We start from the raw sequence: 22,410 nt of genomic DNA, 5'->3' as shown, positions 1-22,410 counted from the left end.
CTCACCGGCACCTGTTCCGCCGTGGCTGCCGGTCGGATTGCTAACAATCGGCACAGTAGGATCGGTGCCCGACAGAAGCCATTCATTGGTAACCGTTGGGAGCGTCGTTGACCGGCCCGCTGAGCACGTTGATCCTGGCCGCGGGTGAAGGCACCCGCATGCGTTCCTCGACGCCGAAGGTGCTGCACCCGATCGCCGGGCGGCCCCTCGTCGAGCACGCCGTCCGGGCCGCCGCCGGCCTGGAGCCCGAGCACCTCGTCGTGGTCGTCGGCCACGGCCGCGAGGCCGTCGGCGAGCACCTGGCCGCCGTCGCGGAGCACCTCGGCCGCGCGGTCGGCACCGCGGTGCAGGCCGAGCAGAAGGGCACCGGCCACGCCGTGGGCTGCGCCCTCGCGACCCTGCCCGCCGACCTCACCGGCACGGTGATCGTCAGCTACGGCGACGTCCCGCTCCTGGACACCGAGACGCTCTCGGCCCTGCTGGCCGAGCACACCGAGGCGAAGAACGCCGTCACCGTGCTCACCGCCGTGGTCGGCGACCCGAGCGGCTACGGCCGCATCACGCGCGACGACGCCGGCCACGTCACCGGGATCGTCGAGCAGAAGGACGCCACCCCGGCGCAAGCGGAGATCACCGAGATCAACTCGGGCGTCTACGCCTTCGACGCCGCGGTGCTGCGCGACGGCCTTTCGCGCCTGTCGACCGACAACGCGCAGGGCGAGCTCTACCTCACCGACGTCCTGGGCATCGCGAACGGTGACGGACTCAACGTCGGCGCGCTGGTCGTCGACGACCCGTGGCTGACCGAGGGCGTCAACGACCGCGTCCAGCTGTCGGTGCTCGGCGCCGAGCTGAACCGCCGGATCGTCCGCCGCTGGCAGCGCGAAGGCGTCACCGTCGTGGACCCGGCCTCGACCTGGATCGACGCCGGCGTCACCCTCTCGCGTGACGTCGTGATCGAGCCGGGTGTGCAGCTCAAGGGCACGACCTCGGTCGGCGAAGGCAGCACGGTCGGCCCGGACAGCACGCTGACCAACGTCACGATCGGGGCCGGTGCCTCCGTCGTGCGGGTGCACGGCTCCGACTCCGAGCTGGGCGACCGCGTGAACGTCGGACCGTTCACCTACCTGCGTCCGGGCACCAAGCTGGGGGTCAAGGCCAAGCTCGGTGCGTTCGTCGAGACGAAGGCCGCCGACATCGGCGCCGGCACGAAGGTGCCGCACCTGACCTACGTCGGCGACGCCACGATCGGCGAGAACAGCAACATCGGCTGCTCCAGCGTGTTCGTGAACTACGACGGGGTGAACAAGCACAAGACCGTTATCGGGTCGCATGTCCGGTTGGGCGCCGACAACACCTTCGTCGCCCCGGTGCGGATCGGTGACGGCGCTTACAGTGGTGCGGGTGCCGTGATCCGCGAGGACGTCCCGCCGGGCACACTCGCGGTGTCGGCGCCGCCGCAGCGCAACATCGAAGGCTGGGCGATCCGGCGCCGGCCGGGTACACCCGCGGCGGAGGCGGCCCAGGCCGCCCTCGACGCCGATTCAGCAGCAGGAACCGACGGGGAGTCGCCAGCATGAGTCCGAAGTCAGGTACGCCGAAGAAGAACTTGATGCTCTTCTCCGGACGGGCGCACCGGGAGCTCGCCGAAGAGGTCGCCGAGCACCTCAACGTGACGATCACCCCGCAGACGGCTCACACGTTCGCCAACGGCGAGCTGTTCGTCCGCTTCGAGGAGTCCGTCCGCGGGACCGACGCCTTTGTCATCCAGGCGCACACCACGCCCATCAACGAGTACGTGATGGAGCAGCTGATCATGGTGGACGCGCTCAAGCGGGCGAGCGCGAAGCGGATCACCGTCGTGATGCCGTTCTACCCGTACGCGCGCCAGGACAAGAAGCACAAGGGCCGCGAGCCGATCTCGGCCCGGCTGATCGCGGACCTGTTCAAGACCGCTGGCGCCGACCGGATCATGACGGTCGACCTGCACACCGCGCAGATCCAGGGCTTCTTCGACGGCCCGGTCGACCACCTGATGGCCCAGAGCGTGCTGGCCGACCACATCAAGAAGACCTACGGCGACGCCGACATCACCGTCGTCTCGCCGGACTCTGGCCGCGTGCGGCTGGCCGAGAAGTGGGCGCAGCAGCTGGGTGACCGCCCGATCGCCTTCATCCACAAGACCCGCGACCCGGACAAGCCGAACCAGGCCGTCGCGAACCGCGTGGTCGGCAAGGTCGAGGGCAAGCTCTGCGTGCTGATCGACGACATGATCGACACCGGCGGCACGATCGTCAAGGCCACCGAAGCGCTGATCGACGAGGGCGCGGCGGACGTCGTCATCGCGACGACCCACGGCATCCTGTCGGACCCGGCGACCGAGCGCCTCTCGCAGTGCAAGGCGCGCGAGGTCATCGTCACGAACTCGCTGCCGATCCCCGAGGAGAAGCGGTTCGACGGCCTGACCGTGCTGTCGATCGCCCCGATGCTGGCGGAAGCCATCCAGCAGGTCTTCGAGGACGGCTCGGTCACGTCGCTCTTCGACGGCAACGCCTGACCTGCCAACCCTTCCGCCGGGCGCGAAATCCCGCGCCCGGCGGGGGTTCCCGGCGCTAGCGTCGCCGGCATGGGGAATTTCAAGTTCGGTGTCAGCCTCCGCCGCATCGACAGCCGGGACGCGTGGATCGCGAAGTGCCGGCGGGCCGAGGAACTCGGCTACGACGTCATCACCATCCCGGACCACCTGGGTACCGGGTCGCCGGCGCCGTTCCCGGCGCTGGCCATGGCCGCCGCCGTCACCGAACGGCCGCGGCTCGGCACGCTGGTGTCCAACGTGCCCTTCTACAACCTTTCGCTCTTCGCCCGGGAAGTGTCCTCGACGGCCAGGCTGCTCGACGGACGCCTGGATCTGGGACTCGGCTCCGGGCACATGAAACGCGAGTTCGACGCCGCCGGGCTGCCGTGGCAGAACGCCGCGGGCCGCATCGGCTACCTCGAAGAAAGCCTCGGCCACCTGCGCAAACACTGCGAAGACGAGGGTGTCGACCAGCCGCGGCTGCTCATCGCGGGCAACAGCGATGGCGTGCTCGGCCTGGCCGCCGAGCACGCGGACGTCGTCGGGTTCGCCGGGCTCCGGCAGCAGCCTGGCAAGCCTCCCGGCACCTTCAAACTCGACAACGCCGAGGCGATGGACGAGCGCGTCGCGTACTTCCGGGCTCGCGCGGGTGCGCGCGACGTCGAGTACAACATGCTGGTCCAGCACGTGGAAGTCACCGGCGACCGGGAGAAAGCAGCCGAGGGGTGGCACGAGAAGACCGAGCGCAGCGCCGTCGCCGATGCCCGCGAACTCCTCGACGCGCCCCAGCTGTTGCTGGGCACGGTCGAGGAGATCGCCGGACAGCTGGAGGAACGGCGAAAGCGTTACGGCTTCACGTACATCACGGTCTTCGAGCCGATGCTCGAGACGTTCGCGCCGGTGCTGAAAGAGCTTCAGTAGGCGACGGTAAAACGCTTCCCTCGGTGCTTCGGCTGCTCGATCTCGTCGACGTACGCGGTCGCGTAGTCGTCGCCGCCGATGTGCGACTTGCCGTCCTCGTCGGTCAGCAGGATGTCGCCGCCGACCCGGAACCCGCCCCGGCGCTCGCCGGGGATCCAGGCGCCGAACTCGGCGGCGGGGCTGACGTAGAACCAGTCGAGGTCCTCGGGCTGCTCGCGCAGCAGGTAGAGGACCTCGGCGTGGTTGCCGGCCTCTTCCTTGTACTCGTCCGGGAACTCCGGGGTGTCGAACAGCCGCGGGCCGCCCTCGGCGACGAGCAGGCTCGACGCGCCGCCCACGAACGACAGGCGGACGCCGTTCTCACGCGCGATCCGGACCAGTCCGGGCACCGCGTCGATCAGCTTCTCGCCGTCGATCGCGCGGGCCGGGGTGGCGACCACGAAGACGTCCGCGTCCTTGGCCACCCGCGCCACGAACTCCTCGTCGTGCAGCGAACCCTGCACCGCTTCGACGCCCTCGGGCACCGAGCCGGGGTTGCGCGCGACGCCGACCACCTCGTGCCCGCGGCGCACCGCCTCGGTGCCGATCCTGCCCCCGGCGTACCCGGTCCCCCCGAAAACCACCAGCTTGGCCATGACTTTTTCTCCGTTCGAAGTCGGCTGTCCCGCACCTCTTGAGCGGGGTTTGGGGGCCGCGCCCCCATAAAGCACAGCCGATGCTAGGAACGGAAGATCACCTACTTCAACGGAAGCAACGCACCGCCGGGTAGGTGTCCAGGTCAGCCGCCCAGCGCGGCGAACTCCGTGGCCAGCTTCTGCTTCACCGCGTTGACGTCGAGCGCCGCGCGGACCTCCGCCGTCGCGCTCGGCTTGGACAGCACCTGGTAGCTGGCCGTGCGGTTCGGCAGCCGGAAGGTGACCGTGCAGGACATCTTGACCGTCGCGTACGGCTCGGCGTCGGCCGCCGCCGTGCACATCTGCGAGCCGAGCGAGTCGGCGCTCACCTCGACCGAGAGGTTGAGGTGCACGGTGCTCTTCTCACCCGACGCCGGCGTGCCGACGACGCTGTTGGAGACGTCCACCGTCGTCGTGCACGAGCCGACGAAGTCCTTGCAGTCGAGGTTGTCGTTCGTGACGACGGCGCTCGCCTGCACCAGCCCTTCGAACGGCTGCCCGAGGCCGCCGACGGTGTTGTCGAGGTCGGTGTGGAACTTCTTGATCGCGTCCCCGGTGAGCGGGGCGACCTGGAACTCGGCGCCGAACTTCGGCCCGGCCTGCGGGTCGAGCAGCGCCGGCGCGAAGCTGACGACGCGGTTCGGCTTGGCGGTCGAGACGCGCACGACGCTGGGCGCGGCCCCGAGCTGGAACACCTCGGTGCCGTCCGGGAGCTTGGCCTTGACCGGCTCGCGCGTCTGGTCCATCCCGGCGATCGCCTTGCGCAGCGCGCCGGCGAGGGCGGCGGGAGCGAGTTTGGCCGCGGGGTCCATCGGCAGCTCGGAGCCGAGCGAGCGCACCCAGCTCGTGCCGAACTGGGTGCCCTCGTCGATCGCGTGCGCCTTCCAGTAGTCGGCGTCGGCCTGCAGGTAGAACTGGCCGGCAGCGACCGTCACCTGGACGGCGCGGCCCTCGAGCGGCAGCGCGCCGACCGCGCTGCCGCCCCGGGTGATCCGGAACTGCTGTTCGGCGCCCTTGAGCGTCGACTTCAACGCGAGCGCCGGCGCTTGCTCCAGCGCCGCCAGTGCGGCGTCGACCGCCGTGCGCTGCTCGGCGCGCCGGTCCGCCTTCTCCTGGTCGGCCGCGGAGACACCGGGCGTGCCCGGGACCGCCACCTGACAACCGGCCAGCAGCCCGCTCAGCACCAACACGGCCGCCACCGTGCCTCGAGCCCGCATCTTCCGCCCCCTGCTCTTCCGCTCCGCCGAGCACACCTCGGCAGGCGAAGTCCCGCCACCGGATTTGTGTCGTCACATCCTGGGCTCTAGGAGGGTTCTAGCCTGGTCCGGGCACCCGCCGCAACCCACCGTGATGAGGTTGGTTTACACTCTTGAGGTTGTCTCGGCGAGGCGGGGCCCTTCCAGGGTGCCCGGCGTGATCGACGCGGCGGCTCGAGTAGCCCTCCCGGCTGTCGTGCACGCCCGGAAATCTCGCCGCCGAACACAACCACCTGAACGACAAGACCACCGCATCCCCGCCGCAGCATGCTGTTCACCGCACCATGTTCGTGATTTGAAGGAGTGCCACACCGTGTCCGAGGTACGTCTGTCCGTCGAGCCGCGCACCGAGTTCGGCAAGGGCGCCGCGCGTCGCACGCGTCGCGCCGGCAAGATCCCCGCCGTCCTGTACGGCCACGGCTCGGACCCCCGGCACTTCGCGCTGCCGGCCATCGAGTTCGCCCGCGTCGTGCGTGAGAACGGCTCCAACGCCGTCATCACCCTGGCCATCGAGGGCTCCGACGAGCTCGCGCTGACGAAGACCATCGTCGTGCACCCGCTCAAGAACTACATCGAGCACGTCGACCTGCTGGTCGTGAAGCGCGGCGAGAAGATCGTCGTCGACGTCCCCGTCGTCGTCACCGGCAACCCCGGCCCCGGCGGCCTGGTCAACCAGGACGTCGACACCCTGCAGGTCGAGGTCGAGGCGCTGCACATCCCGGACCAGTTCGAGGTCTCGATCGAGGGCGCCGAGATCGGCACCCAGATCACCGCGTCCCAGGTCGAGCTGCCCCAGGGCGCCGTCCTGATCACCGACCCGGACTCCCTCGTCGTGGCCGTCAACGAGCCGCAGCGTGAAGAGGCCGAGGACGAGGACGCCGCCACCGAGGTGGGCGGCGAGTCGGCCGAAGCCGCCGAATAGCATTTCCGCATGACCGAAGACCTGCCCGGGGCCGGCGAGCTGATCCTGCTCGCCGGCCTCGGCAATCCCGGACCCCAGTACGCCGGAAACCGGCACAATGTCGGGTTCATGGTGCTGGACGAGCTGGCCGGCCGGGTCGGCGGCAAGTTCAAGGCGCACAAGAGCGGCGCGGAAGTGCTCGAAGGCCGTCTCGGCGGTCGCCGGGTCGTGCTGGTGAAGCCGCGCACGTTCATGAACCTCTCGGGCGGGCCGGTGGTCGGCGCCGCGAAGTTCTTCAAGATCCCGCCGACCGGGGTTGTCGTGGTGCACGACGAGCTGGACGTCGACTTCGGCGCGCTGAAGCTCAAGTTCGGCGGCGGCGACAACGGCCACAACGGGCTCCGCTCGATCACGAAGTCGCTCGGCACCCGCGAGTACTACCGGGTGCGGTTCGGGATCGGCCGCCCGCCGGGCCGTCAGGACCCGGCGGACTTCGTGCTGAAGGACTTTTCGACGGTCGAGCGCAAGGAGCTCCCGTTCGAGGTCGACCGGTGCGCGGACGCGACCGAGGCGCTGGTCGAGACCGGCCTCGCGGCCGCGCAGAACACCTTTCACGCAGGCTGACACGGGTGGCAAGGTGAAGCCATGACCCCTGACGAAGTCCGGGCGATCGCGTTCGGCAAACCCCGGTTCGCCCGTCGCGGCTATGACGAGGACCAGGTCGACGCCTTCCTCGACCTCATCGCCGAAGCGCTGGCCGGGCGGAACATCCTGACGCCCGACGACATCCACTACGTCGAGTTCACGATCATGCCGCTCGGCGCGCGCAGCTACGACCAGGCCCAGGTCGACCTCTTCCTCGACGAGGCCGAAGCCGCGCTGGTCCTGCTGCGGAACCCGCCACCGCCGCCGGTGGTCGAGGAACGGCGTCCCGAGGGCACCCGGAAGTGGTTCGGCCGGAGCTGAACCCCCAGGTCGAAGTGTGAAACCCGCCACATGGCGCTCGGTAGTTCCGCTCACTCGATGGCGGGCGCGAGGCTGCCCGTCGGGGTGAGCTTGGGGTCTGCCCCTTCCGGGGAGCCTGTTCACGGGTTAGGACGGTGTACGGAGTTCGCACCGCCAACCCCGGAATCGGAGAGAGTTCCATGTCGTTCACCGCCGAAGACCTCACCGAGGTCTCTTTCGGTAACGCCCCGATCGGCCGCCGTGGCTACGCCAAGCACGAGGTCGACGAGTTCGTCCGGCGCGTCGCCAAGACGTTCGCCGAGGAGGACGACCTGACCGCCGCCGAAGTGCACCACGTGATGTTCTCGAAGCCCCTGATCGGCAAGCGCGGGTACGACGAGCGCGAGGTCGACGAGTTCCTCGACTCCGTGGAGGACCAGCTCGCCGCCCGGACGGGCCGCGCGCCGGACCTCCCGGGCGCTCGCTCCGAGCACGAGGCGATGGCGGAACGCGCTACCCCGCCGGCCGAGCTGGCGGACCACCTCCAGCAGCGCTAGACCGTCACTTTCACGTGAAAGTGCCGCCTCCAGGTGGGCACTTTCACGTGAAAGCGACGCCTCAGGCGTCCGCGTTCTTCTTGATCTTGTCCGCGAACTGGGTGGCCGTCGCCGCGCGCTTGACCTTGCCGGACGGCGTTTTCGGCAGGCTGCCCGCCGGCAGCACGACCACCGCGTACGGCCGCATGTCGACGGCGTCGCGGACCCGGGCCGACACCTGCTTCACCAGGTTCTTCTCGGCCTCGGCGTCCCCGGCCAGCTTGGACTCCAGGACCACGGCGAAGCGCTCGCGGCGGCTGCCCGCGTCGAGCCGCACGGCCACCGCGTTGCCCGCGCGCACCCCCTCGACCGACGTCGCCGCGCGCTCGATGTCCGTCGGGTACAGGTTCCGGCCGCCCATGATGATGACGTCCTTGCGGCGGCCGCAGATGACGATCTGGCCGTTGATGAGATAACCGAGGTCGCCGGTGTTGAGCCAGCCGTCGGCGTCCTGGGTGTCGAGCGGGCCGTCCATGGTCAGGTAGCCGGGCGTGACGGCCTCGCCGCGCAACCGGATCTCGCCGACCTCGCGCTCGCCGAGCCGTTCGCCCTTGTCGTCGACGATCTCCGCCTCGAGCCCGTCCAGCGGACGGCCGAGCACCGCGAACGACCGGACGCCGTCGGTGCCGCGCCGCTCGTCACCCTCGGGGACCGGGACCGCGCGGTTGTCGGCCTCCAGCGCGTCGGCCTCGACGACGTCCAGGGTGAGCCCGGTGAACAGCGGCGCGAACGACACCGCGAGCGTCGCCTCGGCCATGCCGTAGGCCGGGAACACGCACTCGGCGGGCATCTTGAACCGGGCACCGGCGTCGACGAAGGTCTGGACGGCGGTCTCGTCGACGGGCTCGGCGCCGTTGAGGGCGATCCGCAGCGTCGACAGGTCGTACTCGTCGTCGTTGTCGACGCGGGCCATCCGGCGGCCGACGATCGCGTAGGCGAAGTTCGGCGCGGCCGTCGTCGTGCCCTTGTACTTCGTGATCAGCGCGGGCCAGATCAGCGGCCCGGTCAGGAACTCGACCGGCGTGATCTTGACCAGCTCGACGCCGAACGTCATCGGCACGGTCAGGAACCCGACCATCCCCATGTCGTGGAACGTCGGCAGCCACGAGACCATCACGTCGGTGTCGAAGTCGAACTCCGCGCGGTCGACCATGGCCTTGACGTTGGAGTACAGGTTGCCGTAGGTGATCCGCACGGCCTTCGGGTCGGCGGTCGACCCGCTGGTCAGCTGCAGCAGCGCGGTCTCGCCCTCGCCGGTGACGACGACGTCGGCGAGCGGCTCGGCGCCTGCCAGCTCGTTGATCAGCTTGAAGCCGATGCCCTTCTCGGCCAGCACCGGCGCGAGCTGGTCGAACGGCTCGCCCAGCAGCACCAGGTCCGACCCGATCATCCCGAGCACCCGCACGGTGTCCTCGGCCCACTCGGCGAGGTCGGTCCGCGGGGTCGGCTGGTGCAGCATGGTGACGCTGCCCCCGGCCAGCCACACGGCCTGCACGGTGGGCGCGATCAGCACCGGCGCCGCGGCCAGCACCGCGACCGCCCCGCCCCGCTCGAACCCGCCGGCGACCAGGCCACCGGCGATCCGCCGGGCCTGCTCGTGCACCTCGGCCCAGGTCCGGCGCACCGGCTCCTTGGGCTCCCCGGTGACCATGCCACGCTGCTGACCTCGCCCCGCCGCGGTGGCGACGAGCGTGTCCACGAACCTGCTCATGGCCAGAGATTACTGTCTCGCTGTCAACATCCGCCGACCAACGCGGAAACAGGCCCTCGAAGCCAGGCGTCCACCTGCCGCTGCCCACGCAGCCGGACGACGACGAGCCCGGGATGGCGACCTTGCGGGACCCGCGCCATGGTCATGGCCCGCGAGTGGTCGAGCCACACCAGCACGTCGAGGTGCGCAGTCGTCCGCTCCCGGACCTCTCTTCGCCCTGCTACTCAGCCGGGCCCGCCACCGCGACCCGGCGGATCGAGCCGGCCGGCGGGAACAGCTCACTCCAGCAGCTCGGAAGTCTCCAGCCAGCGTGCTTCGACGTCCTGGATCTCGGCCTGGACGCCCTTCAGCTGCGCGTTCAGCTCCATCAGCTTGGCCGGGTCCGTCGCCGCCTCGAGCAACGACGCGTGGAGCTTCTCTTCCTTCGAGTGCAGCTGGTCGAGCTTGCGCTCCAGGCGTCCCAGGTCCTTCTGGGCCGCGCGCAGGTCCGCCGCCGACTTCTTGGCTTCCGTCTTCGCCGCCGTCGGGCCCGGCGCGGCCGCCGGTTCCTTGGCCAGGGCGCGGCGCCTCAGGTACTCCTCGATGCCGCCCGGCAGGTGGGTGATCCGGCCGTCGCCGAAGAGGGCGACGATCGTGTCGCAGACGCGTTCGACCAGGTACCGGTCGTGCGAAACCACGATCATCGTGCCCGGCCAGCCGTCGAGGAGGTCCTCCAGCTGCTGCAGGGTGTCGATGTCCAGGTCGTTCGTCGGCTCGTCGAGGAGCAGGACGTTCGGCTCGGCCATCAGCAGCCGGCACAGCTGCAGCCGGCGCCGCTCGCCGCCGGAGAGGTCGCCGACCGGCGTCCACTGGCGGGCCTGCGGGAAGCCGAGCTTCTCGCCCAGCTGCGACGCCGTCATCTCCTGTTTGCCGAACACCACGCGCCCGGCGACCTGCTCGATCGCCTGCAGCACGCGCAGGTCCGCGGGCAGGTCGTCGAGCTCCTGGCGCAGGTGCGCGAGCGCGACGGTCTTGCCCTCGATCCGCCGGCCCGTCGAGCCTTCGACGTCCCCGCCGAGCAGCTTGAGCAGTGACGTCTTGCCCGAGCCGTTGACGCCGACCAGGCCGATCCGGTCGCCGGGGCCGACCCGCCAGGTGACGTGGTCGAGCAGCGTCCGGTCGCCGACCGTGTAGGTCGTGTCCTCCAGCTCCAGCACGGTCTTGCCGAGCCGCCGCTTCGCGAACGCCATCAGCTCGACGGTGTCGCGCGGCGGCGGCACGTCGGCGATCAGCGCCTCGGCGGCGTCGATGCGGTAGCGCGGCTTGGACGAGCGCGCCTGCGGCCCGCGGCGCAGCCACGCGAGCTCCTTGCGCGCCAGGTTCTGCCGCTTGTCCTCGGCCGTCGCGGCCAGCCGCGCCCGCTCGGCGCGCGCGAAGATCCAGTCGGCGTAACCACCTTCGTAACTCTCGACGCGGCCGTTGGCGACCTCCCAGGTCACACTCGCGACGGTGTCGAGGAACCACCGGTCGTGGGTGACGACCACAACCGCGATCCGCCGGGTCAGCAGGTGGTCGGCGAGCCACTGGACACCTTCGACGTCCAGGTGGTTGGTCGGCTCGTCGAGCACGACGAGGTCGAGCTCGCCGGTCAGCGCGGCGGCCAGCGAAACCCGCCGCCGCTCGCCGCCGGAGAGGTTGGCGGTCGGCGTCTCGAGCCCGATCGCCGTGATCCCCAGGCCGTCCACAATGGACCGGACGCGCGCGTCGGCGGCCCATTCGTGCTCGGCGCCGTAACGTTCGAGCACGACCTCACCGACGCTGCTGCCGTCCGGCAGCTCCGTGCGCTGCGTGACCACGGCCATCCGCAGGCCGCCGACGTGGCTCACCCGCCCGGAATCCGGCACGGCGAGTCCGGAAAGGACTTCGAGGAGCGTGGTCTTGCCGCCGCCGTTGAGGCCGACGACACCGATGCGCTGCCCGGCCGCGACGCCCAGCGAGACGCCGTCCAGCAGCGGCTTCACCCCGTAGGACTTGCTCACCGCCTCCAGGTTGACCAGGTTGGCCATGCGCTCAGCCGATCCTTTCCACAAGGGTGAACCGGGTCGCCACGATCGGGGTCGTGTCGTCCACGGTGAATTCGGGATCCTCCAGCTCGGCGCGCACTTCGGCCGTGTGCCAGAAGGAGGTGTGGTCCGCGCGCCATTCGGCGACGGTCGTGAAGCCCTCGCCCTCACCGACCGCGTGCGCGAGGTCCACTTCGGACAGTGGGATGACCCGCACTTCGCGGATCTCGATGATCGCGACACCCCGGTCGGCGGAGTCGACGACCAGTTCGCGTTCGCCGGCCACGGGCGGCGCCTCGCCGTCGGCTTCGTAGCCCACGACCAGCGCGGAGGTCGTCGTCTTCGTGCCGTCGAGGATGGCCGCGACGAGCTTGTCCCGCAACGGCCCCGGGAAAGCGAACTCGGCGCGCTTCACGCGTGCACCCGCGGCGGCGCGGGCTTGGGTGCGTCGTCCCCGCCGACCACCCGCGCTCCCGGGACCGGGCCGTGGGCCACGCGGACCGTGCGGCACACCCCCGCGCCCGACAGCTCGGCCGCGACCTCGACCGCCGACTGCGCGTCTTCGCAGAGGAACGCGCACGTCGGGCCGGAACCGGAGACCGTGCCGGCGAGCGCGCCCGCGTTGACACCGGCCCGCAGGGTGCGGCGCAGTCCCGGACGCAGCGACACCGCGGCCGCCTGGAGGTCGTTGCCCAGCAGGAGCGCCAGCTGACGCGGGTCGCCCGAGGCCAGCGCCTCGACGACCGGGGTGTGCGAGCCGATCCGCGGCGGGTTGCCCTCCGCGCGCAGGCGGTCCAGCTCGCCGAACACCTTCGGCGTCGACAGGCCGCGCTGGTCGAAGGCCAGCACCCAGTGGAACGTGTGGCGCGACAGCACCGGGACGAGCTGCTCGCCCCGGCCGGTACCCAGCGCCGTACCGCCGTAGAGCGCGAACGGGACGTCACTGCCCAGGCCGGCGGCGATCCCGGCCAGCTCGTCACGGGTGATTTCCAGGTTCCAGAGCGAGGCGAGGCCGACCAGCGTCGCCGCCGCGTCGGCGCTGCCGCCCGCCATGCCGCCGGCGACCGGGATGCCCTTGCGCAGCACCACGCGCACCTTCGGCTCCTCGGTGCGGCCGACGTGCGCGGCCAGCGCTTCGACGGCGCGCCAGGCCAGGTTCGTGGCGTCGGCCGGGACCGAGCCCTCGCCTTCGCCGTAGATCTCCAGTCCCGGCTCGTCGGTGACCGCGACGGTCACCTCGTCGGTCAGCGACAGAGCCTGGAACACGGTCACCAGTTCGTGGTAACCGTCCTCACGCAGGTCGTCGACCGCCAGGTGCAGGTTGACCTTGGCCGGAACCCGGACGGTGACTGGGGGCGGGACTACAGCGAGCACCCGACCAGCCTACGTGCCCGCACCGGCCGCCTTCCCGTCAGGAGAAAGGACGTCGAGCGCGACGGCGAGCGCGACGGCCGGCGGCGTGCCCGGACCACCCTCGGCGCTGTTGAGCTGGACGGCGACCAGGGCGAGCCGGGCCCGCAGGTCCGACTCGGGGTCGGCCGAACCGCCGCGGAGCCGTTCGTGCAGCCGCAGCATCCGATCGGCCAGGCCCGCGCCGGCCGCGATGGCCTTCAGCGCCGACGTGTTGCGCTGGACCAGGCCCATCACCGGGCCGAACCGGGTCTCCACCAGACCGGCGTAGGCGGTGAGCAGCTCGGCCGGGCGCGTCTCGCGCTCGAGGAGGTCGTCGAGCGCGGTTCCCCAGTCCTCGAGGAGGCTCGAAACGATGTCCTCCTTCGTGCGGAAGTGGTAGTACAGCGCGGCTTTCGTGACGTTCAGCCGCTCGGCGATCTCCCGCAGCGAGCTGCCCTCGTACCCCTGCTCGGCGAACAGTTCGAGCGCGACGCGCTGGATGCGTTCGCGCGTGTCGGTGCGCCGCCCGGCCATGCTCCACCCCTCAACTTACTTGACGGCCGACTAGCAATGACTTACCTTCGGCATTGCTAGTCGGCCGTCAAGCAATGCATCCACAGCCTACCTCGGGGGTCCACCATGACCGCACTCGCGCCACCACGCGCCGTAAGCCGCTGGCTCGCGCTCGCCGCGCTGGGACTGGCCCAGCTCATGGTCGTGCTCGACACGACCGTCGTGAACATCGCCCTGCCCTCGGCGCAACGCGCGCTGGGGATGTCCGACACCGGCCGCCAGTGGACGATCTCCGCGTACACGCTGGCGTTCGGCGGCCTGCTCCTGCTCGGCGGGCGGATGGCCGACCGGTTCGGCCGCCGCACGACGCTGCTCGTCGGCGTCGCCGGGTTCGCCGTGGCCTCCGCGCTGGGCGGCGCGGCACCGTCGGCCGGCTGGCTGATCGCCGCGCGCGCCGCCCAGGGTGTGTTCGCCGCACTGCTCGCGCCGTCGACGATGTCGCTGCTGTCGCTCACCTTCACCGACCCGCGCGAACGCGGGAAGGCGTACGGGATCTTCAGCGCGATCATGATGTCCGGCTCCGCGCTCGGCCTCACGCTCGGCGGCGCGCTGACCGAGTTCCTCGACTGGCGCTGGTCGCTCTACATCAACGTGCCACTCGCCGTGGTCGCCGGGCTCGGCGCCTGGTTCGCCGTGCCGACCACGGCCGGGCACCGCGAGACGAGACTGGACTGGACCAGTGCGGCGCTCAGCTGCGGCGGGGTCGTCGTGCTGGTGCACGCGCTGTCCGAAGCGGCCACGTCCGGCTGGAACTCGGTGACCGTACTGGGTTTCCTCGCTCTGGCGGTGGCGCTGCTCGGCGCGTTCGTCGTCCGGCAGGCCCGGCACCCGCACCCGCTGCTGCCGCTCGCGGTGGTGCGCGACCGCGCCCGTGCCGTCGCGTACCTGACCGTCGGGACGGCGTCGTTCGGCGCGTTCGGGATGTTCCTGTTCCTCACCTACCAGCTGCAGGTGGTGATGGGGTACGGCGCGCTCGCCGCGGCGCTGGCGTTCCTGCCGACGCTGGGCGCGAACCTCTTCGCGTCGACCCAGCTGTCCGGACGGCTCCTGGCGCGGTTCGGCCCGCGTCCGCTGCTGGCGGGCGGCCTCTTCGTGCTCGCCTGCGGGCTGCTGCTGGCCGTCCGGCTGACGCCGGACGCTTCGTACGCCGCGGTGATCCTGCCGATGCAGCTGCTGCTGGGCCTCGGCGCCGGGCTGTGCATGCCGGTGGTGCTGAACGTCGCGACCCGGGACGTCGGCGCGCGGGACGCGGGGGCGGCATCGGCGTTCGTCACGACGTCGCAGCAGGTCGGCGCGTCCTTGGGGACGGCGACGCTGAACACGATCGCCACCGCGGCGGCGGCCGGGCTCACGACGTCAACAGCGATCGTCCACGGCTACACGACGGCCGCGGCCTGGGCGGCGGGCATCGTCGGCGCGGCCGCCCTCGCCGCCCTTCTGCTGCTCCCGCGCGGCACCCGCTGAAAGCCGTGAATGGCCCATTGAGGGACTTAGAGTCCCTCAATGGGCCATTCACGGACCTTCGGGTCAGGCTGCGGCGACGCCCTGGGGGCCGCGCGCGGTGTGCGTCACGTGGCCGCCGCGCTCGGCGACCCACGCCAGCGCCGCGTCGGCCCGCTCACCGCGGACGCCCAGGCGGAACCGGCCCACCGGGGTGTCGCCGATCCGGGTCAGGCCGCCGCCGATGGTGGCGAACTCGACGTCGAAACGGCCCGCGGCCTCCGGCAGCAGCGCGCCGACCGAAGCGAAGCCGACCAGCACGACGTCGACCGAGCGGTCGTAGCGCGAAGCCTGCGAGCGGGTCGTCTCGATGGCCGGCAGCAGCGCCTGCGCGGTGCGGCTCGTCGGGTCCGAGACCAGGTCGAGGACGGTGCCGCGCTCGACGACGGTGCCGTCTTCGAGCACCGCGACGTCGTCGCAGACGCGGCGGACGACGCTCGCGTCCGGCGTCGTGACCACGATGGTGACGCCCAGCTCGGCGCGCGCCCGGTCGAGGACGGTCAGCACGGCACCGGCCTCCTCCGGGTCGATGCCGGCGGTCGGGTCGTCGGCGAGCAGCACCGCAGGGGCCGCGGCCAGCGCCTTCGCGACGGCGACGCGGCGGAGCTGCCCGGCGGTCAGCTCGCCCGGACGCTGCGCGGCACGCGGGGTCAGGCCGACGAGGTCGAGCAGCGAGCCGACCTTGCTGCGGCGCTGCGGGCCGTCGATGCCGAGCTGCTCCAGCGGGGAGGCGATGTTGCCGGCGATGGTCCGCTCGGCGATCAGCTCCGGCTTGGTGCCGACGACCCCGAGCTGGCGGCGGATCTCGCGCAGCCGGCGGCCGTCGAGAGTGCCGGTGTTGAGGCCGTCGAGCCGGACGACACCGCGGTCGGGCCGCTCCTGGAGCGCGATGCACCGGGCGAGGACGGACTTGCCGGACCCGGCCGGGCCGACCACGCCGAACAGTGAGCCGGCCTGGACGTCGACGCTCACGTCGCGCAGCGCGACGACCGGATTTCCGTTGAGGGCAAAGGACTTGGACAGGTTTTCGACGGTGATCACGAAGGCTCCAGAAAACGGGGCGCGTTGCTGTACGCGTCCGGCCGCAAGCGAGTGTCCGTCCTCTATGGACGGTGCATGAAGAAGAGGTGTGACGGGTCGATCAAGCTCAGTTGGAGCGTCGACATGCGGTCACGGAGCGGCGACCCTCGTCGACTACGCGGCGTTTGGTCAGCAGCAGCGGGCGAGCAACCCTCTTCATCGGGACGGCCTCCATCGGTCCTGGCGGTAGCACCTGCCCTGCGGAGGGTGGTTGCTGCGACTTCGGCGAGCCAGGTCTCTCAGTCGCTCGGGATGGACGTATTGAGTAAAACCGATCCCGAGGAGCGAAAGCAAGCCCGTTGGGCCAGATCACACGACTGGAGGTGTCCGAATCGCGGGATCAGCACCGAGGAGGGCGTATTTTCGCGCCGCGACGGCGACCTCTGTGGACGCGTCAGCGAACGGCGGCGAGCCGGGCGAAGGCGTGCACGTCCAGCTGCTCGCCACGGGTCTTCGGGTCGATACCGGCGGCGACCAGCAGTTCGCCGGCCCGCTCGGCCGACCCCGCCCAGCCGGCGAGCGCGGCGCGGAGGGTTTTCCTGCGTTGTGAGAACGCGGCGTCCACCAGGCCGAACAGCCGATCCCGGTCCTCGGACGCCGGCACGTCACCGCGTTCGAAGGCGACGAGCGCCGAATCGACGTTCGGCACCGGCCAGAACACCGAGCGTGGCACGGCGGCGACCTTGCGTGCCGGGCCGTACCAGGCGAGCTTGACGCTCGGGACGCCGTAGATCCGGCTGCCCGGGCCCGCGGCCATCCGGTCGGCGACCTCGGTCTGGACCATCACGAGGCCGGACCGGAGTGACGGCAGCTCGGCGAGCAGGTGCAGCACCACCGGCACGGCGACGTTGTAGGGCAGGTTGGCCACGAGCGAGGTGGGCTCGGCGGGCAGGTCGCCCTTCGCGACGCGCATGGCGTCGGCCTCGACGACGTCCAGCCGCCCCGCGGCATCGGGCGCGCGCTCGGCGACGGTCTTCGGAAGGCGTTCGGCGAGCTTGGGATCGATCTCGACGGCCACGACCCGCACGCCGGCGGCGAGCAGCCCGAGAGTCAGCGAGCCGAGCCCGGGCCCGACCTCGAGCACGACGTCGTCCGGCCCGACGTGCGCGAGCTCGACGATCCGCCGGACGGTGTTGGGATCGTGCACGAAGTTCTGCCCGAGCTTCTTCGTCGGCCGCACGTCGAGCTCGGCCGCCAGCCCGCGGATCTCGGCAGGTCCCAGCAGTTCAACCACCGGGTGAGCTTACCCAGCGTGGTCCGGCAACACCGCGAGGGCGGCGGTGGCCAGCTCGCGCACCCGCTGCCAGTCCGGTTCGGCCACGAGGGCTTCGGGCGTCCACAGGTGTGCGTTGACCTCACCGCTCATCCGCGCAAGCAGCCGATCGAGTTCGGCGAGGGCCGGCGCGGCCTCGCCGTGGCCACCCCAAGCGCCGATGACCTCGTAGAAGTCGTCGAACTCCAGGGCGAGTTCGTCCGCGCAGACGGGGATGCCGATCTCGCGTAGCCACTCCTGCTGCCGCCCGGCGGGCCACGTCAGCCGGGCGAGCGCCTCGCGGAAGTTCCGAAGGTGGTTCCGCCGGTAGCCCTCCACGGACCCAGTCTGACCAGGCCCCGAGGGCGAGGCACCCGAATATCGCGCACGCAGCGGCTCGGCCCAGACCCTGGACTCGCGTGATCAGGCGGGCATCTCACGTGATTGGAGGGGCATCACTCGTGGATTGGGCGGGCATCACCGCGATGCCCCCGCAGACACGCGTGATGTCTCTCCGGACACGGGTGATGCCTTGCCTGGTACGCGAAACGGCCCCCGCCGAGAGGCGGGGGCCGTTTCGGGAAGATAGAAAATCAGGCCTTCTTGCCGCAGACCGGCCAGGCGCTGTAGCTGCCGCCACGTCCGGCCTTGACCTTCTCGGCGATCGCGATCTGCTCTTCACGCGAAGCCTGGTTCGGCAGCGCGGCGTACGCGGAGCCGCCATAGGCGTTCCAGGTCTGCTTGTCGAACTGGAGGCCGCCGTAGTAGCCGTTGCCGGTGTTGATGGCCCAGTTGCCGCCCGACTCGCACTGCGCGATGCGGTCCCACGCGGAACCGTCGCCGATGTCGGGGGTCGCGGCCTTCTTGGTGCCGACGTGGGTGATCTTCGGCTTGGCCGGAGTGATCACCTGCTCCGACATCGACTGGCGCGAGACCTCTTTGCCGTTCTTCTGCGTGACCTTGTAGGTCACCATCTTCTCGCCGGGCGCGCCGGGGTCCTCGACCTCGGTCTTGCCCTTGTCGAGGTCCGGGTCGTCGACCTTCTGCTCGGGCGGGGCGATGGTCTCCTTCTGGTTCACCATCGAGACGCCGGTCCGGCTGATGTGAACCTCGGCGCCGTCGGTCAGCTTGACGTCCAGGCCGCCTTCGGCCGCGTCCTCCGGGCCCAGGGTGAGCTTGTACTCGCCCAGGAACTCCTTCGTCGTGACCGCGGTCGTGGTGACCTGCTTCGGCTGGTTCGCGCCGTCGTAGAGCGTGATGTGCTTGAGGGTCTTGATCTGGACGGTCGCGCCGTCGAGCGGCAGTTCGCCGTCCTTCGGCATCGACATCCAGGTGCCGGCCTGCTCGGCCTGCTTCATGCCGAGCTGGGTGAGCGCGTCACCGAGGTGGGTCGCGCGGACCCAGGAGGTGTGCTCCGCGCCGTCGACGACCAGCTTCAGCTGGCGGCCGCGCTCGAGCTTGATGACGCCGCCGTCGCCGACCTCGGCCTGCGGGGACGGGGAGAGCGAGTCGTGCGCGCCGACGGACAGGCCCGCGTCCTCCAGCACTTCGCCGACGGTGTCGCCGAACGAGTGCACGGTGGTCTGCTGGCCGTCGACGTCGACGGTGACGCTCTTGTTCATCGCCAGCGCGGCCGCGCCGCCACCGGCGACGCTGATCATGACGCTGAGGACGGCGCCCTTGAGGAAGCGGCGCTTCCAGACCTTGGAGGTCGCCCGGATGCTCTCGTCCATCGCGGCCTTCTTGGCCTGCGGGGACGCCGTGCGGTCCGCCTCGATCTCGTCCGGGATGACGATCGGCGGGAGGTAAGTGGTCTCCGCGTTGATGAGGCGGATCAGTTCGTCGACGTCGACGTCGATCGACGCCATCATCGCGTCGGCGTCGGGGCCGAGCGCGGCGAGGATGTCCTGCTGCGTGATGTTCGGGTCGTCAGAAAAGTCGAGCTGGCCGTACGCGGTGTCCTCGAAGTAATTGCGGTCGAGGACGGCGGCGGAGCGTGCTCCAGCCTGTCTGCTACCTGTCACCGGGTCGTTCCCTTTCCCAAGACACCGTTCGGGGCGGCGTCTTTACGTCTGGGCCCGCAGCCGGCGCCATCGTCACGGTCCCGGTCGTACCAACCCGGTTCCGCTTCCCCGACGTGCACTGACGTGACTGAGGGCGTAACAGCCGGCAACTGCATGGTGCAGTACCGACCGGCACGATCACGGGACAGTAACGGGTCCCGCCGGGTTGCGCAAACACCCCCCGGAGTGTCGTGATCTGGGTCACTCCATCAGGTGGGCGATCAAGGAACCCGGTTGTCGCAATGCGTTCAACCCGTTGTGACACTGGGGAGTCGGTAGATCCGCTCCGCAGTGGTCCGGACCGATTCTGCGACCTCGTGAACAGCTTCGCCCCTGAGCGCCGCCAGGTGACGGACGGTGTAGGCGGCGCCGTACGGCTCGTTCGGCCGCCCACGGAACGGGTGGGGGGTCAGAAACGGCGCGTCGGTCTCGACGAGGTAACTGTCCGGCGGGCAGAGCCGCGCCGCCTCGTGGAGGCCCTTCGCGTTCTTGAACGTCACGGTGCCCGCGAACGAAAGGACGTACCCCGCGTCGAGGCAGCGGCGCGCGATTTCCGCGTCCCCGGAAAAACAATGGAAGATTACGGCATTCGGCGCACCCTCTTCGGCCAGAATGCGCAACACGTCCTCGTGGGCCTCGCGGTCGTGGATCATCAGCGGCTTGCCCAGCCGCTTCGCGAGGTCGATGTGCCAGCGGAACGCCTCCTGCTGGGCGTCACGGGGCGAATAGTCCCAGTAGTAGTCGAGGCCGGTCTCGCCGACCGCGACGACCCGCTCGGCCGACGCCAGGCGCTCCACTTCGGACTTCTCGGCGTCGCCGAAGGCCTTGGTCCGGGTCGGGTGGACCGCGACCGCGGCCCACACCCGCCGGTCCCACGTGGCGGCCTCGGCCGCCCAGCGGGCGGACGCGAGGTCGTCCGCGACCGTCACCACGCGCGCGACGCCCGCGCGCTCGGCGCGGTCGACCATGGCCGTGACATCGGCCGCGGTGACCGCGCCGCACGCGTCGAGGTGGGTGTGCGCGTCCACCACCGATACCGGGAGCCGGTCCGGGACCGGCGGCAGCTCGCGCTTCTCGTCACCCAACTCGCGTACCTCTTACTTCGTGATCGGGGCCCACTCGGGGCCGTTCTCCCCGAGTTCCGGGTCGAGCTTCGTGAACAGCGGCGACGGCTTGGCGAGCGGGACGCCGACCTCGATCGGCTTCGACTCCCACTTGGCCTGCTCCGACGCGTAGTCACCGGTGAGGATCGGGTTGACCCGGCCTGCGATGTCGAGGTCCTCGACCTCCTTGAGCTCCGGCTGCGCGGCCCAGACGCCGGTGCCGCCGAGGGCCTCGTGGATCTTCTGGGCCGAGTGCGGCAGGAACGGCGTCAGCAGCGTGTTGGCGTCGCTGACGACCTGCAGCGCCGTGTGCAGCACGCTGTCGCGGCGGGCCGGGTCGTCCTTGAGCTTCCACGGCTCCTGGTCCGACAGGTACTTGTTCGCCGCCGTGACGACGCGCATCGCCTCGCCGGCCGCCTGCTTGAAGCGCGACCGGGCCAGGTGGCCGCCGACGGTGTCGAACGCCTTGCGGGACAGCGCCTTCAGCTCCTCGTCGGCCGGGGCCGGCGCCTCCGGGCGCGGGATCGAGCCGACGTTCTTGTGCGCCATCGAGATGGACCGGTTGACCAGGTTGCCCCACTCGTTGGCCAGCTCGAAGTTCGTCCGGCGGACGAACTCGTCCCAGGTGAAGTCGGTGTCCTGGGTCTCCGGGCCGGCGACCGAGATGAAGTACCGCAGCGTGTCCGGGCCGAAGTCGCGCAGGAAGTCCTCGACGTAGATGACGCGCCCGCGCGAGGTCGAGAACTTCGAGCCGCTCATGGTGAGGAACTCGCTGGAGACGATCTCGTCCGGCAGGTGCAGCTTGCCGTACTTCCCGGCCTCGCCGCCCTTGTCACCCTCGCCGTTGTGGCCGAACAGCAGCGCCGGCCAGATCTGGGCGTGGAAGGTGATGTTGTCCTTGCCCATGAAGTAGTAGGACCGCGCGTCGGCGTTGTTCCACCACTCCTGCCACGCGTCCGGGTTCCCGGAGCGGCGCGCCCACTCGACGCTGGCCGAGAAGTACCCGATCACCGCGTCGAACCAGACGTAGAACCGCTTCATCGGCTGGTCGCGCCAGCCGTCGAGCGGGATCTTGACGCCCCAGTCGAGGTCGCGGGTGATCGGCCGGGGCCGCATGTCGTCGATCAGGTTCTTGGTGAAGTTGAGGACGTTCGGGCGCCAGTCGGTCTTGGTCGAGAGCCAGTCGCCGAGGGTCTTGGTGAACGCCGGGAGGTCGAGGAAGTAGTGCTCGGTCTCGACGAACTTCGGCGTCTCGCCGTTGATCCGCGACTTCGGGTTGATCAGCTCCGCGGCGTCGAGCTGGTTGCCGCAGTTGTCGCACTGGTCGCCGCGCGCGCCGTCGTACCCGCAGATCGGGCAGGTGCCCTCGACGTAGCGGTCGGGCAGCGTGCGGCCGGTGGACGGGCTGATCGCGCCGCGCGTGGTCTTCGGCACGACGTAGCCGTTGCGGTGCAGCGCCAGGAAGATCTGCTGCGTCACGTCGGCGTGGTTGCCGGTGGTGGTCCGCGTGAACAGGTCGTAGGACAGGCCGAGGCCCTGCAGGTCGTTGCCGATCTGGCGGGTGTACTTGTCGGCGGTCTGCTGGGAGGTGAGGCCTTCCTTGTCGGCCTGGACGGTGATCGGCGTGCCGTGTTCGTCGGTGCCGGACACCATGAGCACCCGGTTGCCGGCCATTCGCTGGTAGCGGGAGAAGACGTCGGACGGGACGCCGAATCCGGACACGTGGCCGATGTGGCGGGGGCCGTTGGCGTAGGGCCAGGCCACCGCAGTCAACACTGGGGTGCTCATACCTTATTAGCCTACGGATGCCGTCCACGGCGTTGTCG

Annotated in this window: 21 protein-coding genes and 1 riboswitch; of the genes, 8 read left to right on the top strand and 13 right to left on the bottom strand. The window is 70.5% G+C overall.

The features are described 5' to 3' along the window. Positions 1–107 precede the first annotated feature (107 nt). The 3 genes from glmU (at position 108) to ACIOD2_RS08870 (ending at position 3,496) form a co-directional block, all read left to right on the top strand. Positions 108–1,580 (top strand): bifunctional UDP-N-acetylglucosamine diphosphorylase/glucosamine-1-phosphate N-acetyltransferase GlmU, encoded by a 1,473-nt coding sequence (gene glmU, locus ACIOD2_RS08880; RefSeq protein WP_400536087.1) that lies wholly within the window; start codon positions 108–110, stop codon positions 1,578–1,580. Continuing rightward, positions 1,577–2,557 (top strand): ribose-phosphate diphosphokinase, encoded by a 981-nt coding sequence (locus ACIOD2_RS08875; RefSeq protein ID WP_400536086.1) that lies wholly within the window; start codon positions 1,577–1,579, stop codon positions 2,555–2,557. The genes glmU and ACIOD2_RS08875 overlap by 4 nt, the downstream gene beginning before the upstream one ends. 69 nt (positions 2,558–2,626) lie before the next feature. Beyond that, positions 2,627–3,496, top strand: a complete 870-nt coding sequence (locus ACIOD2_RS08870; RefSeq protein WP_400536083.1) for a TIGR03621 family F420-dependent LLM class oxidoreductase — start codon at positions 2,627–2,629, stop codon at positions 3,494–3,496. Here the strand turns inward: ACIOD2_RS08870 and ACIOD2_RS08865 are convergent. Continuing rightward, the gene (locus tag ACIOD2_RS08865; protein ID WP_400536080.1) at positions 3,490–4,131 is read right to left on the bottom strand and encodes an NAD(P)-dependent oxidoreductase; all 642 of its coding nucleotides are present in this window, start codon (positions 4,129–4,131) and stop codon (positions 3,490–3,492) included. The genes ACIOD2_RS08870 and ACIOD2_RS08865 overlap by 7 nt on opposite strands. A gap of 143 nt (positions 4,132–4,274) precedes the next feature. Continuing rightward, positions 4,275–5,369, bottom strand: a complete 1,095-nt coding sequence (locus tag ACIOD2_RS08860) for a hypothetical protein (protein ID WP_400537959.1) — start codon at positions 5,367–5,369, stop codon at positions 4,275–4,277. A 370-nt stretch (positions 5,370–5,739) separates the two neighbouring features. Here ACIOD2_RS08860 and ACIOD2_RS08855 point away from each other — a divergent pair, with 370 nt between their 5' ends. From ACIOD2_RS08855 to ACIOD2_RS08840, 4 genes are all read left to right on the top strand, one after another. Then, positions 5,740–6,348: a 50S ribosomal protein L25/general stress protein Ctc gene (locus ACIOD2_RS08855; protein ID WP_400536077.1), complete on the top strand. Its 609-nt coding sequence runs from the start codon at positions 5,740–5,742 to the stop codon at positions 6,346–6,348. A 9-nt stretch (positions 6,349–6,357) separates the two neighbouring features. Next, a complete protein-coding gene (gene pth / locus ACIOD2_RS08850) occupies positions 6,358–6,951 on the top strand; it encodes an aminoacyl-tRNA hydrolase (RefSeq protein WP_400536074.1) in 594 nt (197 codons plus the stop codon). Positions 6,952–6,972: 21 nt separating this feature from the next. Continuing rightward, positions 6,973–7,293 carry a DivIVA domain-containing protein gene (locus tag ACIOD2_RS08845; protein ID WP_400536072.1) on the top strand — a complete coding sequence of 107 codons (321 nt, stop codon included), beginning with the start codon at positions 6,973–6,975 and terminating at the stop codon, positions 7,291–7,293. Between the two features lie 179 nt (positions 7,294–7,472). Next, positions 7,473–7,829 (top strand): DivIVA domain-containing protein, encoded by a 357-nt coding sequence (locus ACIOD2_RS08840; RefSeq protein WP_400536069.1) that lies wholly within the window; start codon positions 7,473–7,475, stop codon positions 7,827–7,829. Between the two features lie 61 nt (positions 7,830–7,890). Here the strand turns inward: ACIOD2_RS08840 and ACIOD2_RS08835 are convergent, their stop codons facing one another. The 5 genes from ACIOD2_RS08835 to ACIOD2_RS08815 all read right to left on the bottom strand — a co-directional run bounded on the left by ACIOD2_RS08835 (position 7,891) and on the right by ACIOD2_RS08815 (position 13,547). After that, positions 7,891–9,579: a fatty acyl-AMP ligase gene (locus ACIOD2_RS08835; RefSeq protein ID WP_400536068.1), complete on the bottom strand. Its 1,689-nt coding sequence runs from the start codon at positions 9,577–9,579 to the stop codon at positions 7,891–7,893. 278 nt (positions 9,580–9,857) lie between these two features. Further along, the gene (locus ACIOD2_RS08830; RefSeq protein ID WP_400536065.1) at positions 9,858–11,624 is read right to left on the bottom strand and encodes an ATP-binding cassette domain-containing protein; all 1,767 of its coding nucleotides are present in this window, start codon (positions 11,622–11,624) and stop codon (positions 9,858–9,860) included. 4 nt (positions 11,625–11,628) lie between these two features. Continuing rightward, positions 11,629–12,036 carry an ASCH domain-containing protein gene (locus tag ACIOD2_RS08825; RefSeq protein ID WP_400536062.1) on the bottom strand — a complete coding sequence of 136 codons (408 nt, stop codon included), beginning with the start codon at positions 12,034–12,036 and terminating at the stop codon, positions 11,629–11,631. Beyond that, a complete protein-coding gene (locus tag ACIOD2_RS08820; protein ID WP_400536059.1) occupies positions 12,033–12,995 on the bottom strand; it encodes a 4-(cytidine 5'-diphospho)-2-C-methyl-D-erythritol kinase in 963 nt (320 codons plus the stop codon). Before ACIOD2_RS08820 ends, ACIOD2_RS08825 begins: the two co-directional genes overlap by 4 nt. A gap of 9 nt (positions 12,996–13,004) precedes the next feature. Next, a complete protein-coding gene (locus tag ACIOD2_RS08815; protein ID WP_400536056.1) occupies positions 13,005–13,547 on the bottom strand; it encodes a TetR/AcrR family transcriptional regulator in 543 nt (180 codons plus the stop codon). A 105-nt stretch (positions 13,548–13,652) separates the two neighbouring features. Here ACIOD2_RS08815 and ACIOD2_RS08810 point away from each other — a divergent pair, with 105 nt between their 5' ends. After that, complete coding sequence (locus tag ACIOD2_RS08810) at positions 13,653–15,050, top strand: DHA2 family efflux MFS transporter permease subunit (RefSeq protein WP_400536053.1); 1,398 nt, start codon at positions 13,653–13,655, stop codon at positions 15,048–15,050. Between the two features lie 63 nt (positions 15,051–15,113). On the opposite strand, the gene ACIOD2_RS08805 is transcribed toward ACIOD2_RS08810, so the two are convergent. The 6 genes from ACIOD2_RS08805 to metG form a co-directional block, all read right to left on the bottom strand. After that, complete coding sequence (locus ACIOD2_RS08805; protein ID WP_400536051.1) at positions 15,114–16,127, bottom strand: methionine ABC transporter ATP-binding protein; 1,014 nt, start codon at positions 16,125–16,127, stop codon at positions 15,114–15,116. 207 nt (positions 16,128–16,334) lie between these two features. Next, positions 16,335–16,425: riboswitch (SAM riboswitch) on the bottom strand. A 135-nt stretch (positions 16,426–16,560) separates the two neighbouring features. Then, on the bottom strand, positions 16,561–17,400 hold the full coding sequence (rsmA, locus tag ACIOD2_RS08800; RefSeq protein ID WP_400536048.1) for a 16S rRNA (adenine(1518)-N(6)/adenine(1519)-N(6))-dimethyltransferase RsmA: 840 nt from the start codon (positions 17,398–17,400) through the stop codon (positions 16,561–16,563). 9 nt (positions 17,401–17,409) lie between these two features. Beyond that, entirely contained in the window at positions 17,410–17,757 is a 348-nt protein-coding gene (locus tag ACIOD2_RS08795; RefSeq protein WP_400536045.1) for a hypothetical protein, read from the bottom strand. A 254-nt stretch (positions 17,758–18,011) separates the two neighbouring features. Beyond that, entirely contained in the window at positions 18,012–19,442 is a 1,431-nt protein-coding gene (locus ACIOD2_RS08790; RefSeq protein WP_400536042.1) for a transglycosylase family protein, read from the bottom strand. Positions 19,443–19,729: 287 nt separating this feature from the next. Further along, positions 19,730–20,566, bottom strand: coding sequence for a TatD family hydrolase (locus tag ACIOD2_RS08785; RefSeq protein ID WP_400536039.1), 837 nt, complete (start codon positions 20,564–20,566; stop codon positions 19,730–19,732). 12 nt (positions 20,567–20,578) lie between these two features. Beyond that, complete coding sequence (metG, locus tag ACIOD2_RS08780) at positions 20,579–22,372, bottom strand: methionine--tRNA ligase (RefSeq protein ID WP_400536036.1); 1,794 nt, start codon at positions 22,370–22,372, stop codon at positions 20,579–20,581. Between the last annotated feature and the right edge of the window lie 38 nt (positions 22,373–22,410).

Source organism: Amycolatopsis sp. NPDC088138, assembly GCF_044741685.1.
In the GTDB taxonomy this organism is placed as follows: domain Bacteria; phylum Actinomycetota; class Actinomycetes; order Mycobacteriales; family Pseudonocardiaceae; genus Amycolatopsis.
The sequence above is the reverse complement of the archived record's forward strand: the minus strand, read 5'-3'. Positions and strand labels throughout refer to the sequence as shown.

Coding starts and splice junctions, on each gene's coding strand:
- ACIOD2_RS08875 (WP_400536086.1), top strand. CDS start 1,577: ATGAGTCCGAAGTCAGGTACGCCGAAGAAGAACTTGATGCTCTTCTCC.
- ACIOD2_RS08870 (WP_400536083.1), top strand. CDS start 2,627: ATGGGGAATTTCAAGTTCGGTGTCAGCCTCCGCCGCATCGACAGCCGG.
- ACIOD2_RS08865 (WP_400536080.1), bottom strand. CDS start 4,131: ATGGCCAAGCTGGTGGTTTTCGGGGGGACCGGGTACGCCGGGGGCAGG.
- pth (WP_400536074.1), top strand. CDS start 6,358: ATGACCGAAGACCTGCCCGGGGCCGGCGAGCTGATCCTGCTCGCCGGC.
- ACIOD2_RS08845 (WP_400536072.1), top strand. CDS start 6,973: ATGACCCCTGACGAAGTCCGGGCGATCGCGTTCGGCAAACCCCGGTTC.
- ACIOD2_RS08840 (WP_400536069.1), top strand. CDS start 7,473: ATGTCGTTCACCGCCGAAGACCTCACCGAGGTCTCTTTCGGTAACGCC.
- ACIOD2_RS08835 (WP_400536068.1), bottom strand. CDS start 9,579: ATGAGCAGGTTCGTGGACACGCTCGTCGCCACCGCGGCGGGGCGAGGT.
- ACIOD2_RS08830 (WP_400536065.1), bottom strand. CDS start 11,624: ATGGCCAACCTGGTCAACCTGGAGGCGGTGAGCAAGTCCTACGGGGTG.
- ACIOD2_RS08815 (WP_400536056.1), bottom strand. CDS start 13,547: ATGGCCGGGCGGCGCACCGACACGCGCGAACGCATCCAGCGCGTCGCG.
- ACIOD2_RS08810 (WP_400536053.1), top strand. CDS start 13,653: ATGACCGCACTCGCGCCACCACGCGCCGTAAGCCGCTGGCTCGCGCTC.
- metG (WP_400536036.1), bottom strand. CDS start 22,372: ATGAGCACCCCAGTGTTGACTGCGGTGGCCTGGCCCTACGCCAACGGC.